The 12,200-nt window shown below is 35.1% G+C and carries 18 protein-coding genes and 1 riboswitch; of the genes, 2 read left to right on the top strand and 16 right to left on the bottom strand.

The annotated features are described in order from the left end of the window. Window positions 1-21: 21 nt before the first annotated feature. The 5 genes from ACTT1L_RS11555 to ACTT1L_RS11575 all read right to left on the bottom strand — a co-directional run bounded on the left by ACTT1L_RS11555 (window position 22) and on the right by ACTT1L_RS11575 (window position 3,273). Complete coding sequence (locus tag ACTT1L_RS11555) at window positions 22-687, bottom strand: methionine ABC transporter permease (RefSeq protein WP_000359556.1); 666 nt, start codon at window positions 685-687, stop codon at window positions 22-24. Further along, window positions 680-1,705 (bottom strand): methionine ABC transporter ATP-binding protein, encoded by a 1,026-nt coding sequence (locus tag ACTT1L_RS11560; protein WP_000601776.1) that lies wholly within the window; start codon window positions 1,703-1,705, stop codon window positions 680-682. The genes ACTT1L_RS11555 and ACTT1L_RS11560 overlap by 8 nt, the downstream gene beginning before the upstream one ends. A 179-nt stretch (window positions 1,706-1,884) precedes the next feature. Continuing rightward, a riboswitch (SAM riboswitch) is annotated at window positions 1,885-1,992 on the bottom strand. A 125-nt stretch (window positions 1,993-2,117) separates the two neighbouring features. Continuing rightward, on the bottom strand, window positions 2,118-2,462 hold the full coding sequence (locus tag ACTT1L_RS11565) for a hypothetical protein (protein ID WP_074533262.1): 345 nt from the start codon (window positions 2,460-2,462) through the stop codon (window positions 2,118-2,120). Window positions 2,463-2,616: 154 nt separating this feature from the next. Continuing rightward, window positions 2,617-2,925 (bottom strand): thioredoxin family protein, encoded by a 309-nt coding sequence (locus ACTT1L_RS11570; RefSeq protein WP_001998544.1) that lies wholly within the window; start codon window positions 2,923-2,925, stop codon window positions 2,617-2,619. Between the two features lie 3 nt (window positions 2,926-2,928). Next, a complete protein-coding gene (locus tag ACTT1L_RS11575; protein WP_000640869.1) occupies window positions 2,929-3,273 on the bottom strand; it encodes a toprim domain-containing protein in 345 nt (114 codons plus the stop codon). Between the two features lie 67 nt (window positions 3,274-3,340). On the opposite strand from ACTT1L_RS11575, the gene ACTT1L_RS11580 reads away from it, so the two are divergent. Then, window positions 3,341-3,490, top strand: a complete 150-nt coding sequence (locus ACTT1L_RS11580) for a hypothetical protein (protein ID WP_001974357.1) — start codon at window positions 3,341-3,343, stop codon at window positions 3,488-3,490. A 162-nt stretch (window positions 3,491-3,652) separates the two neighbouring features. Here the strand turns inward: ACTT1L_RS11580 and gcvH are convergent, their stop codons facing one another. The 5 genes from gcvH to ACTT1L_RS11605 form a co-directional block, all read right to left on the bottom strand. Beyond that, window positions 3,653-4,036 (bottom strand): glycine cleavage system protein GcvH, encoded by a 384-nt coding sequence (gcvH, locus tag ACTT1L_RS11585; RefSeq protein WP_000026900.1) that lies wholly within the window; start codon window positions 4,034-4,036, stop codon window positions 3,653-3,655. Between the two features lie 41 nt (window positions 4,037-4,077). Then, window positions 4,078-4,443 carry an arsenate reductase family protein gene (locus tag ACTT1L_RS11590; protein ID WP_000218967.1) on the bottom strand — a complete coding sequence of 122 codons (366 nt, stop codon included), beginning with the start codon at window positions 4,441-4,443 and terminating at the stop codon, window positions 4,078-4,080. Between the two features lie 744 nt (window positions 4,444-5,187). Continuing rightward, window positions 5,188-5,559 (bottom strand): hypothetical protein, encoded by a 372-nt coding sequence (locus ACTT1L_RS11595; RefSeq protein ID WP_080501294.1) that lies wholly within the window; start codon window positions 5,557-5,559, stop codon window positions 5,188-5,190. Between the two features lie 117 nt (window positions 5,560-5,676). Beyond that, window positions 5,677-5,919 (bottom strand): DUF3937 family protein, encoded by a 243-nt coding sequence (locus ACTT1L_RS11600; RefSeq protein WP_000475829.1) that lies wholly within the window; start codon window positions 5,917-5,919, stop codon window positions 5,677-5,679. A gap of 254 nt (window positions 5,920-6,173) precedes the next feature. Continuing rightward, window positions 6,174-6,701 (bottom strand): hypothetical protein, encoded by a 528-nt coding sequence (locus ACTT1L_RS11605; protein WP_270727555.1) that lies wholly within the window; start codon window positions 6,699-6,701, stop codon window positions 6,174-6,176. Window positions 6,702-6,844: 143 nt separating this feature from the next. Between ACTT1L_RS11605 and ACTT1L_RS11610 the strand changes: the two genes are divergently transcribed. After that, a complete protein-coding gene (locus tag ACTT1L_RS11610) occupies window positions 6,845-7,492 on the top strand; it encodes a phosphatase PAP2 family protein (protein WP_000713754.1) in 648 nt (215 codons plus the stop codon). A 56-nt stretch (window positions 7,493-7,548) separates the two neighbouring features. Here ACTT1L_RS11610 and ACTT1L_RS11615 read toward each other — a convergent pair whose 3' ends face one another. From ACTT1L_RS11615 to ACTT1L_RS11640, 6 genes are all read right to left on the bottom strand, one after another. Further along, entirely contained in the window at window positions 7,549-8,562 is a 1,014-nt protein-coding gene (locus ACTT1L_RS11615) for a PTS transporter subunit IIC (RefSeq protein WP_000666170.1), read from the bottom strand. A gap of 22 nt (window positions 8,563-8,584) precedes the next feature. Beyond that, window positions 8,585-9,535 (bottom strand): L-lactate dehydrogenase, encoded by a 951-nt coding sequence (locus ACTT1L_RS11620; protein WP_000820657.1) that lies wholly within the window; start codon window positions 9,533-9,535, stop codon window positions 8,585-8,587. Window positions 9,536-9,780: 245 nt separating this feature from the next. Beyond that, window positions 9,781-10,029: a spore coat protein gene (locus ACTT1L_RS11625; protein ID WP_001002987.1), complete on the bottom strand. Its 249-nt coding sequence runs from the start codon at window positions 10,027-10,029 to the stop codon at window positions 9,781-9,783. Between the two features lie 13 nt (window positions 10,030-10,042). Beyond that, window positions 10,043-10,228: a hypothetical protein gene (locus ACTT1L_RS11630; protein ID WP_001180555.1), complete on the bottom strand. Its 186-nt coding sequence runs from the start codon at window positions 10,226-10,228 to the stop codon at window positions 10,043-10,045. A gap of 146 nt (window positions 10,229-10,374) precedes the next feature. Continuing rightward, window positions 10,375-11,088, bottom strand: a complete 714-nt coding sequence (locus tag ACTT1L_RS11635; RefSeq protein ID WP_098671675.1) for a CPBP family intramembrane glutamic endopeptidase — start codon at window positions 11,086-11,088, stop codon at window positions 10,375-10,377. Window positions 11,089-11,576: 488 nt separating this feature from the next. Next, window positions 11,577-12,143 (bottom strand): permease, encoded by a 567-nt coding sequence (locus ACTT1L_RS11640; protein WP_442821916.1) that lies wholly within the window; start codon window positions 12,141-12,143, stop codon window positions 11,577-11,579. Window positions 12,144-12,200 lie beyond the last annotated feature (57 nt).

The raw sequence follows: 12,200 nt of genomic DNA on the forward strand, positions 1-12,200 counted from the left end.
AAAACATCCTCCCGTTTTTTATTATCGTTTATCTATTCGAGTCGTTACACGATCACCAATCCATTGAATGAAAAATACAACTAGTAATACACAAATTGTCGCAACGATTGTTACGTCGTTATTTCCTCGTTGGAATCCTTCTAAATAAGCAAGTGTTCCAAGGCCACCAGCACCAACAACTCCCGCCATTGCTGTATAGCCTACTAAAGCAATTGTCGTAACCGTAATACCAGATACTAATGCTGGTAACGATTCTGGAATTAACACCTTCAAAATAATTGTGCTTGTTTTTGCTCCCATCGCTTTTGAAGCTTCAATTACACCTTTATCAATTTCACGAAGGGCGATTTCAACCATTCTCGCGTAAAACGGTGCCGCTCCAATAATTAAAGCTGGAAGTGCTGCACTCGCTCCAAGAATTGTTCCAAGCAGAATCTTTGTGAATGGGATTAATAAAATGATTAAAATAATGAACGGTATCGAGCGGAAAATGTTTACGAACGCTCCAATCGCCGTGTTAACCGCTTTGTTTTCCCATAAATTATCTTTCGCTGTCATAAAGAGTAACAATCCTAAAATGAGTCCTAAAACAAATGTGGCAAGAGCTGCGATTGCCGTCATATATAACGTTTCACCCGTTGCTTCTAACATTTGATTCCAATCAACATTTGTGAGTAATTTATCCATGTGCAATCACCTCCAGCTCTACTTGATCTTGATGTATTCCCTCTATTGCTTGCTGAATCGCTGTTTCCTCACCATTTAAATGAACAACTAAACTACCGTAAGAGCCGTTATTCGTTTGTGCAATATTTCCTTGCAAAATGCTAACTTCTATATCACTGCGCTGCATTAACCTTTGAAGTACTGGTCTTTCTACCGCTTCACCGATAAACTGCAAACGAATTACTTTTCCATCTGGATATTTTTCAATTAAACTTTCAATCGTTTCATTTGTATCTTCAGAATCCGTTAACTGCTGTACAAATCGTTTCGTAATGTCTTGCTGTGGATTACGGAATACATCAAGTACTGGACCTGTTTCTACAATCTTCCCTTTCTCCATTACCGCAACACGATTACAAATCTTTCGAATTACGTGCATCTCATGTGTTATAAGTACAATTGTTAAGCCGAGACGCTTATTAATATCTAATAGTAAATCTAAAATTTGATCTGTCGTTTCTGGATCAAGAGCTGACGTCGCTTCATCACATAAAAGTACTTGTGGGTTGTTAGCTAATGCTCTTGCAATCCCAACGCGTTGCTTTTGCCCTCCGCTCAGCTGAGATGGATACGCGTCTCCTCTTCCTTCTAATCCAACAAGATGAATTAGCTCATCAACGCGTTTTCTTCTCTTCGCCTTATCAACACCTGCAATTTCAAGTGGGAACTCGATATTTTCACGTACAGTTCGTGACCAAAGTAAGTTGAAGTGCTGAAAAATCATTCCGATTTCTTGCCTTGCCTTACGAAGTTCGCTTCCTGTAATTGCTGAAATGACACGATTTGCAATTGTAATTTGGCCAGAAGTTGGTTTCTCCAACTGATTGAACAATCTAATTAAAGAACTTTTTCCAGCGCCACTATATCCGATAACACCAAATATTTCACCTTTCTCTATTTTTAAATTGGCATTATCTACAGCAGTGACATCACCGCTTTTTGCTTTATATATTTTCTTTACATTCTCTAATAGAATCATGGTGTATCACCCCTTTTTTGTTTAGGTCGACTCCGCAATTTTTTATTTTTGATGCGTGTAGTCCACCGTTCTCATTACTTTTATTATTTGAATGTCCTCCACATTCAAACAACAAAAAAACCTTTCCGCTTTAGAGAAGCAGAAAGGTTTATATGCGTATATAACAACATTATCCCTCTCTCTCATCTCTCAAAGCATTTGCTTTGCAGGAATTGGCACCATTTCAACATAAGTTGACGGTTGCCGGGCTTCACAGGGCACAGTCCCTCCACCTCTCTTGATAAGAGAAATCAGATTACATTTTCGTCTGATTTGTAATTTATGAAATTGTCTATATTTTATGAATTGAATTGTATCAATATCCACACACCATGTCAACAGAAATTTTCGTAAAAAACGAAACTTCAGAATTTTAAGCACCTACTGACATTGGTTTACATATATGAAACATCGATTCAATTAATAACATCGTTCGATACGTTCCCGAATATTGTATACGTCCATCGTCCATTAACGTTTGCAATCGTACATTGCCATTCACCAATTGTTTTACATCTTCTTCATCTACACAAACGATTTGCTCTGTTCCTCTTTCTTCTTTCAACAGCTCTATATAATCTCTTGAAATTTGTAACGAACAACTTTCATCTCCAAAGCGGAAATTAACAGTTTTTTCTCCTTGTCTTAAAAGCGGTTCTAAATGATATTGACCATTAGCGTAATTTACAAATGATTGCAGCAAAGAATATAATTTCACTCTAAATCACATCCTTCATATCACTTTCTATTACACATACCATTCCCTCTCACTCAAGAGCAATCCTGTTACTTTCGCTCGACAAATACTGTAACCACCCTGCATCTCGACATATTTCCCAAGAAATATGTCGAGGCGGCAAAAACTTTGCCGCCTACTTTAATTCCGTATATAAATATTCAACCGAATGAAATGCATATATCTTCTTCATGAGTGTCCCATTTTCAAAAACAAGTAAACACGGTACACTTTCAATTCCATACTCTTTCGCGAAATGCGGAGCATAATTTAAATCTAACATCCCAATTTTCAAATCTTCAATTGTCATCTCAACGACTGTTAACATCTTTTTTGCTAATTGGCATGTTCCACACATTGGAGTATATACATATAACACTGTTTTTTCTTCGTTCTCTATTAGGGCTGTAGCTTCGGCTCCTGTCCAATCAATCACTTCTATCATTCCTTACCGTAAATATTCTGTATAAACGTCAATGTCAGCTCCCCATAATACATTTGCTAAGTGTGAAGATGGCGCTGTTGCCACTTCCCGGTACGAGCGATCAATATAAATATGCTCTGCTTGCGGAAATTCTTTTCGAAACTGTTTCCTTAACTTTTCTCCAGCATCATCAGCATCCACTAGCACATACACTTCCTTATCAAAAAACTGATCAACGAGCTCATCCATTTTCGACAAACCAATTGTACCATTTGTACAAACAATTTCCACCGGTTCCCGAATAATAGATTCAATCTTTCTTCTATCTGATGTACCTTCTACAATAATGACTTTTTCTACATAAATCATATGTCATCACCCGATCACCATATACTATACAACCTTTAACTTAGTATATAGTATATTCGTTATTTTCATGTTGTTTCCTGTTTATTTTTGCAAAAGAAAAGCGCAAGCGGCTCGTTCAGATTGTGAGGGGGATGGAGCTTCTGACGTAAAGGCGCTTTTTGCCTTGCAGGAAGAAGCGAAGCCACCGAACAATCTAGCTGCTGGAGCTGGATCATAATAAAAAGCGCAAGCGGCTCGTTCAGATTACAAAGCCCCATGAAACCTTATCGAAAAACATTCATTCCCATAATAGCTTATTCATTTGCGCTCGTTTTTAAATACATTATGTAACACAAAATAAAAAAGGACAGCACAAAGGCTGTCCTTCAGTCGACTATAATTAGTCTTGGTTTGTCATTTCTGCATATTTTTCAGCAGTTAATAACTTCTCAACTTGGCTTGCATCAGAAAGTTCAACTTTAACCATCCATGCACCCTCGTATGGAGATTCGTTAACAAGTTCTGGTTGGTCACTTAATTCTTCGTTTACTGCTACAACTTTACCGCTTACAGGTGCGTATAATTCAGAAACTGTTTTAACAGATTCTACGCTTCCGAATGGCTCGTCAGCTTCGATTGTTGCACCTACTTCTGGAAGTTCAACGAATACGATATCGCCTAGCTCACTTTGTGCAAAGTGAGTAATACCGATAACAACTTCATTACCTTCAGTTTTTACCCATTCGTGTTCTTCAGAGTAACGTAAATTATTTGGAATGCTCATGACTGTACCTCCAGTGAATGTATTAATTATGTAAAAATACCTTATTGGTACTTTTTCCACACACTTTCAAACTGCTCTTCGTTAAAACCAAGTGTTACCTTCGTTCCATCTGTTACAATTGGACGTTTAATCAACATGCCATCAGATGCTAAAAGCTCGTACATTTCGTCTTCACTTGCATCTTTTAACTTATCTTTCAGACCAAGTTCACGGTAACGCATTCCACTTGTATTAAAGAATTTTTTTAATGGTAATTCACTTTTTTCATGTAAATTACGTAAATCTTCTTTTGATGGTGGATTTTCAACAATATGAATCATCTCATATGCTACATCGTTTGCCTCAAACCATTTCTTTGCTTTTTGACATGTGCCACACTTTGGATATGAATAAAATGTTACTGTCATAAATTCACCTACTTTTTTACTAACCTTTACCTTTATCATATAGAAAACGTTTTATTATTTCAAACGATTATTCGCTAAACTTTTACTTATTTCGTGATAATTTTTAATAATCCTGCGAATTTTTCTTATTTTTCCGCCATTTGTTAAGAAAAAATAAATATATAAATTTTTTTAGATTCTTCTCTTATCACTCTCCGAACATATATCTTAAACAAACGTTTGATTAACTCCCCTTTTTTCTTTGTTAACCCTTGAGCTGTATCGCTTTCTTCCTACCGAACATACATCTTAAACAAACGTTTGATTAATTCCCTTTTTTCTTTATTAACCCTTGAGCTGCATCGTTTTCTTCCTGCCGAACATACATCTTAAACAAACGTTTATTTAACCAGTTCAGCCTATAGTCACAAAACCCGGAAACACTTTACATGACAAAGGCGTACAGATGAAAGGAACTAACGATTTTGACCGTAGTAGTGAGCCCATAAAAAAGTTATTAAGCCTATCATCAATAAAGCAAAAGTAACTGCTCCTGAGAATATGAAATTCAAATTACTGACTGAAATATAAAAAGAAGTGCCCTTGCTTAGAAACAGGAGCACTTCTTTTTTATCATCAATCTAAAGGTAAACGTATCCTTTATTAAAGCAGAAATGTATACTTTTCTACTTTTTCGTAGTTTATTTAAACTCTTTGCGGAATCGCCACTAGCTTATTTACATCATTATCGTTAGCTGAGGTTAATTATATTTTTCTACGTACTACATAAAAAGCTAAGGAACCCATAATAGTAGGTGCAACTAAACTAGAAGCATATGCACTAGTAATAGTAAAAAGAGAGAGTATAAATATATAGATAAGAGATAGTCCAATAAATACAGGAATTCCAACTCGAAACTTCCTACATTGTTTTATGTTCCTGTATAACACTTCTCCAATTAGGCAAGCTACAAGATCTAATACACTACCAAATATGATGAGAATTACAATAAATCCAACTATGTTAGGTAAACCATTCTCGTTAGAATAACTAGGATCCGAAATATACGGTATTAAGAACCATATAATAGTAAAAGTAAGCAGGCTTGCAGCATAACTAATTAAAAATTCCCTCAACGTAATCATCCCCATAAATTTCTAATATTATCTTCATTGTATGGCATAATGCTCTATCATTGATAGCAAGACTACCATCCACAAAATTGCTAATTGCATGAAATAAAAAAGACGCATTTAAATAGATGCGTCTTTTGGCGATGTTTCTTTTGTGAAATCATATAAAGCAATTGCGCCTAAAATAACCAATATACTTTCAGGGGCATCTAACAAAATAGTTCTCCAAGTTTCTGATACTGCCCATTTAATACCTGCCGCTGATTCAAGATATGTTTGAAAATAACTGATTGTAAAATCAATTACAAATAAACATACAAGTAATGTTAGACCGAATCGAATTAATTTCTTATTTTTAAACATGTAACACCTCTCAAAATTCATTGGATATTTCTAATTTTAGTTCATTACATATAAAAATCTCTATATTTAATTTTAACATACAAAAATTCCAAATAAATACAATATGCATATTTGCATATTTCGTGTATATTGAGGACTTACTGTTAATAAAAAAGCCCTACTAGTAACCTCATAAAAATGGAATCATTTGGACCATTATATAACCAATTCCTGAATGCAAAATAAAGGAGAAACCTTGTTTACAGGCTTCTTCCTCATCTATTCAAATAATCTGCAATTGTTTCAAATACGACGATATACATATTATGAATACTTTCTTCTGTATTTCCGCCATTAGATAAACCAACTGCCCATTGTTGTCCTTCACCACTGCCGATATTTGCAAACCCTTGCGTATACATCGCATTTACATCTTTTCGGGCACTGTTATACTCTATCCCTTTTGTAATAAAAATCGAATATGATTTATCTTGTAAACCGATAAAAAATACTGGTTTCTTTAGTGATGAAAATACATTTTTGTATTGCTTTGTTGAGGCTTCTTGAAAGTGATCTTTCATTATTAGAAAACCATCTACTTTCTTAGATTTCTTTTCCAGTTCCTCTAACTTTATTTCCTCAAACTTTACATTCCTAAACGTATCTTTCGGTTTTTCTCCAACAACTCCAATTACGAGTGCTCTTCCGTTATATTCTAATTTCTCTCCTTCTTTATCCTTTGCACACCCAGCACTCGCTAGGCATATGAATATAAAAACTAAGAAATACGATAAACGCTTCATTCAGCACCCTCCCCTTCTTTTCAGTCAAGTGACAAAAACGTAAGGTTCATTCAAGAAAATGTAAGTAAAATCGATAGCCCAAATTGCGTTTCTATATTATAATCAATTGAATTTACTTACATTACTAAACATAGGAGATTATCATGAAGAAATTTAAACTTTCATCTTTTCTTCCGTTAAGTTATATACTTCTACTCGTACTCGTAAGTCCCCTTTACGATGTATTAAATAAATCGACTGTACACGCAGTAGATGTCACAACTGTAGTAGATGATTGGATTCCATTTGTGAAAGCATTTATTATTCCTTATTTAATTTGGTTTCCTTACTTATACGGCGCACTTATTTATTACTGCTTTGCAGATCGAAAACAATATTATGTCACTTTAAGTAGTATCATTCTTGGAAAACTTGCTTGTTTTTCTATTTATTATTTTTGGCAAACAACTGTACCACGTCCAACCGTCGTTGGAACAGACGTATTTTCCGAACTAGTCCGCTATATTTATAGTATCGATCAACCGGTGAACTGTTTCCCTAGCATTCACGTTCTTACTACCTTTATCATTATGTTAGCTGCCTTTAGACGTAGAGAACAACATGCTTTTGAATATTACATTCTTACCTTCTTCGGTACGCTTATTATTTTATCAACGCTATTTACGAAACAACACGCATTTGTAGACGCCATTTCTGGAATGACGCTTGCAAGCATACTCTACTTCGGCGTTCAGCTTTTATTAGCAAAAGAAACCGTACGTGTTCCAGTAAAACAAAATCATAAAATGTAAAAAGCAGACTGTGGCTTCTCAGTCTGCTTTTCTCTATATAAAAGGAGATTTTCAAGTTAAGATTGCGGTACAGTCATATCACCAGAGTGAATACGACCTGCTTTTTTAAGAGCAATGTAAAGTATATAAGAAACAGCTACTGGAATGACGATATAAGTGATTACCATCGCTGGGACAACTTCCCATCCTTCGCTGGAAATTAAATTAATTGGTGCGATAAGAGAACTTAATCCAAGACCTGCAATTTCTTTTCCTGCTTCCAGTTGGAAAATTAATGCGGATACTGGACCAACTATCGCACTGGCGACGACAGTTGGGACGAGAATCATTGGATTTTTAGTGATATTTGGCAACTGTACTTTCGGAGTACAAAGTGCTTGAGCTAATATGCCACCTAAATTATTTTCTTTCGCTGAGATGACAGAGAATCCGATAAACTGAGCAACGCAGCCTGCAAGAGCAGCACCACCTGCAACACCGTCTAAGCTAAGTGCGATCGCTAACGCAGCTGATGAAGCTGGAGAGATAAGTAATAGTCCCCAAACGACTGCAATGACGATAGAAGCGATAAACGGGCTACCAGCTGAACTATCTTTAATGAATGCTCCAACTGCATTTAAAACAGGAGTAATATTATGAGATAACCAAATACCTACTAAACCAGAACCTAATATTGCCGCAAATGGAACGAGCATCATATCTAACGCAGTTTTTCCACTTAAACGTTTACCAATATATACAGCTAAAGTCGCTGTTAATAATGCACCGATTGGTTCACCTGTTTTAATAATTAGACCTGCTTCAGTAATGGAAATGGATCCGGCACCAATCGCTCCAGCTACCATAGCTGAGAAGATTACAAGACCGTTTGCACCGAGCATAAAAGCAATTCCGGCACCAATGGCTGGTGCCATAAGTGATTTTGCAACAACTCCGATTGTAATAAGCAACGGAATATCAACAATTCTTCCTATATTTTCGATTAGTAAACCAATTCCAAGGGATACGAAAATACCTTGTGCGATTCCAGCTGATGCTTTAAATACACGAGACATTATATATTCCTTCATTTGTTTCACCTTCTCCTATAAGTTAGTAGCCAATTGTTTTCATATAATCACGTAAAATGTCGTTTGATTTTGCGAATCGAGATTCTTCATCCTCTGTTAAATTTAGTTCTACAATTTCTCTTATACCATCTCTAGTAATAATAGCTGGCACTCCTGTACAAATATCATATTCACCATACTCACCATCTAAAATAGCTGATACAGCAATGACACGGTGATCATCGTTAAAGATTGAGTTTGCAATATATGCTAGAGAATTTCCGATTCCGTAATAAGTAGTACCTTTTCGTTTATAAATTTCCCATCCGGCTTTTGCAGTCTTCTCAACGATTTCATCTAAATCTATTTCACCAAATCGTTCTTTTTGTTCTTCTAATATTTGCAGAATTGGTTTTCCACCAACAGTTACGTGTGACCAAGCAACCATTTGAGAATCACCATGTTCTCCTAATGAATACCCATGAATACTACGAGGATCTACATGTAACATTTCAGATAAAATTGTTCGTAAGCGAGAAGAATCTAGTGATGTACCAGTACCGATTACACGATTTCTAGGTAATCCAGATAATTTCCAAACTTGATATGTAATAATATCAACTGGGTTCGATGCAAGTAAGAAAATACCATCAAATCCACTTTCCATTACGCCGCCAACAACACTTTCCATAATCTTTGCGCTTGCTCCTAAAGTATCTAAGCGACTTTGCCCTGGTTTTGGCGCTGGTCCTGCTGTAATAATAACGATATCCATATCTTTGCAGTCTTCATAGCTTCCTGCATATACTTTTGTTCTTGTATTTGTAAAGTTAATGCAGTGCGATAAATCCATCGCTTCCCCAACTGCACGTTCATGATTTATATCAATTAATAATAGCTCTTCGCAAATGCCTTGATTGACAATCGAATATGCACAACTTGATCCAACTAATCCAGTACCGATAATTGCAATTTTTCTTGTATGTCTTTTCATAGCCATCTCTCCTAATTGATCATATAATCTATTTCTTTTGTTCCTTACACTCCTAATTATAGAGGTTCCCACGATAGAAACCATGGATACTTTGTGAAATGTTGAGCAAAGTTTTTGTCCTTTTTGTGAATTGTTATATTCCATTTTCGTCATATTTGTTACAACTGGAAAAATATTTATTATGTATTTATTGACATATACAAAAAGAAAACGAGCAAATAGATTCGCTCGTTTTCTTTTTCCTGTTATTCCGCACTTAATTGGCTTTTTAATTGCTGTACAATCATCGGATTTGCAGGTGCCGCTGGCTTGTAATAACTCTTTTGCTTTGCATACTCATACATATTACGTTGGCGCATTTCATCTTGATTACGAATTTGGATTAACGTTTGGTGTAACTGTTCATTATCAGACTGAGCAATATAATTTGCATAACTTGTTAAACTTGCATTTAATCCTGCTAAATAATCATTTACCATATCTTTTTCATTCATGTTCCGCTTCCTCCTATCCTAGGAAAGTCATTAATTGTTGCTTCGTATTTCGTGCATCTTGCGCATCTTTTTGTAGCATTTGTTTCAGTTGTGGATCCGTACACGTCTGTGCATACTGCTCCAACTTGTTAATAATTGTTGCGTGTCCACCAATTAAATGACGTAAGTTTTCTACTTCAAGCTCTGTTAAGTTTTGCATAGGATACTCCTACCTTTCTTTATTCTTTCACTGTTAGTATTTAGCTATTTTTTGATTGTATACATGAATTAACTTTTTCACGTGCATACAAAATAAAAGATGAATAGCTAAGCCATTCATCTTTTATACTGGTTATGTATTTATTTTTATAGAGATACAATCATACTTATACTCACAAGTAAGTTCCATACAATGTGTAAAATAATACTAGGTATAATAGATTGCGTCTTTTTGTATAACATTGCAAATACCATTCCCATAATCGTTGCCGTAATTAGAAGACCTCCATGAAGAATTCCAAAAATGAAGGAAGAAATAATGATACTAACTAAAAAATTATATTTCTTTTCTAAAAATCGATATAAAATACCTCGAAATAGAATTTCTTCTTTAACCGGTGTAATGATAGCAACACTTAACACATATATAATACTTTGTATGCTATTTTGAAGCCCTAAACTCCCTAATTGTTCCTTTTGTTCTGCTGCGCTTTCAAAACTAAACACATGTAACATTAAATATTGTGATACTGCAATGATAATAAAACCAATTAATAGATATAAATATGTCTTCCCACTCTTCAAAACGGATACATCCCAAATGTATTTAATAAAATGAAGAACCGGTTTATAAGCTAATAAAACGATAGCAACAACAATTGCATCGAATAAGAGTAAATAATAACCTTCTAAATTAGTACTTAATACTGCTTCTCCATAAATCCCAAAGGCTAAACTAAGGAATAATCCTCCTAGGAGTGAAATCCCTATAATCATTGCTATCATTACAAATAGATTTTTATATGTTATATTCTCGATTTTCCTTTCCACACTATACGCTTCTAACACTGTTTTACTCACAGTATCCCTCCAGTTATTCTCATTTATCTTATTAAAATCCTTAAATTGAAATATAAAGATAATATAACAAATTTTACAAAAAGAATAATATGCAATTTTACATATTATGAAAACTTTATATTTTATAGTTTTAGGAATAGAATCGCTATGCAATAATTATTATATGAAATTTCAAAAAAACACTTTCTATCCACAGTAACCCTCGCATCATATAAAACCTATTAGTTAAAGGAGCAACAAACATGAAAACACATGACTTCCTTACAGAAATCCAGAAGGGCTCTGAGCCTAGTCCATATCAAGATCCTATCGTATTCAGTTTCGTTTGCTTTTTCTTGGCCATATACACATTTTTCAAACCTGCAAAATAATATCATGTAACAAGAAAGAGCCTCTAAACCACTAGAGGCTCTTTCTCATCTAATCTTTTGGACTCATACGCACTAAAAAACCTTAGAATCGCTTCTAAGGTTTCCGGCTATCCATATTCAAGACACTATACTGATGAGCAACGAAAAAATTAATAATATAACTACCAACCCGCCGATTATTCTTGCTATAAATTTCTTTTGTTCGCCCGCACTTGAAACGATAAAACGGAAATATAATATACCACCTATCGCAATAAGAATACATTCCGATATGATACTAATAGCCGGAAATCGCCAAAAACCAAACCCAAGCATAGGTAAGTCTCCAAAATTCCCTGGAAGTAACGGCAAATCAGCACGGTGCACAAGTAAATCTAAAATCCAATGACTAAAAACTACAGCTCCAATAACAAAGCCATTTCGCTTTCCCCACAGCCTCGTACCGACTATTCCTGCAACAAAAGCAATAAACAGTGCTCCTATTAAAGAGTGTGTGTAATCCGCATGAATGATTGCTTCACCATAACTATTCCTGTTAATAGGTTCAATTGTCTCTACTCCTAAAATATAAAGTGGCAAAAAAATGACATCCAACAATTGTGAGCTTAACATGAGAACCAAAAGTGGTAGTTTCGGTGACTTTGTTTTCACTAATACTGCTAAACCAAAATGCCCTGCAAACATTTCACATCACATCCTTTTGTCATGTGCCTCCAACAAACCGCAACTTACTGTACAAAA

Origin of the sequence: Bacillus sp. FH (assembly GCF_052216825.1) — a bacterium.
Taxonomy (GTDB): Bacteria; Bacillota; Bacilli; order Bacillales; family Bacillaceae_G; genus Bacillus_A; species Bacillus_A paranthracis.

Coding starts and splice junctions, on each gene's coding strand:
- ACTT1L_RS11555 (WP_000359556.1), bottom strand. CDS start 687: ATGGATAAATTACTCACAAATGTTGATTGGAATCAAATGTTAGAAGCA.
- ACTT1L_RS11560 (WP_000601776.1), bottom strand. CDS start 1,705: ATGATTCTATTAGAGAATGTAAAGAAAATATATAAAGCAAAAAGCGGT.
- ACTT1L_RS11570 (WP_001998544.1), bottom strand. CDS start 2,925: ATGATAGAAGTGATTGATTGGACAGGAGCCGAAGCTACAGCCCTAATA.
- ACTT1L_RS11575 (WP_000640869.1), bottom strand. CDS start 3,273: ATGATTTATGTAGAAAAAGTCATTATTGTAGAAGGTACATCAGATAGA.
- ACTT1L_RS11580 (WP_001974357.1), top strand. CDS start 3,341: ATGTTGTTTCCTGTTTATTTTTGCAAAAGAAAAGCGCAAGCGGCTCGT.
- gcvH (WP_000026900.1), bottom strand. CDS start 4,036: ATGAGCATTCCAAATAATTTACGTTACTCTGAAGAACACGAATGGGTA.
- ACTT1L_RS11590 (WP_000218967.1), bottom strand. CDS start 4,443: ATGACAGTAACATTTTATTCATATCCAAAGTGTGGCACATGTCAAAAA.
- ACTT1L_RS11600 (WP_000475829.1), bottom strand. CDS start 5,919: ATGTTTAAAAATAAGAAATTAATTCGATTCGGTCTAACATTACTTGTA.
- ACTT1L_RS11605 (WP_270727555.1), bottom strand. CDS start 6,701: ATGAAGCGTTTATCGTATTTCTTAGTTTTTATATTCATATGCCTAGCG.
- ACTT1L_RS11610 (WP_000713754.1), top strand. CDS start 6,845: ATGAAGAAATTTAAACTTTCATCTTTTCTTCCGTTAAGTTATATACTT.
- ACTT1L_RS11615 (WP_000666170.1), bottom strand. CDS start 8,562: ATGAAGGAATATATAATGTCTCGTGTATTTAAAGCATCAGCTGGAATC.
- ACTT1L_RS11620 (WP_000820657.1), bottom strand. CDS start 9,535: ATGAAAAGACATACAAGAAAAATTGCAATTATCGGTACTGGATTAGTT.
- ACTT1L_RS11625 (WP_001002987.1), bottom strand. CDS start 10,029: ATGAATGAAAAAGATATGGTAAATGATTATTTAGCAGGATTAAATGCA.
- ACTT1L_RS11630 (WP_001180555.1), bottom strand. CDS start 10,228: ATGCAAAACTTAACAGAGCTTGAAGTAGAAAACTTACGTCATTTAATT.
- ACTT1L_RS11640 (WP_442821916.1), bottom strand. CDS start 12,143: ATGTTTGCAGGGCATTTTGGTTTAGCAGTATTAGTGAAAACAAAGTCA.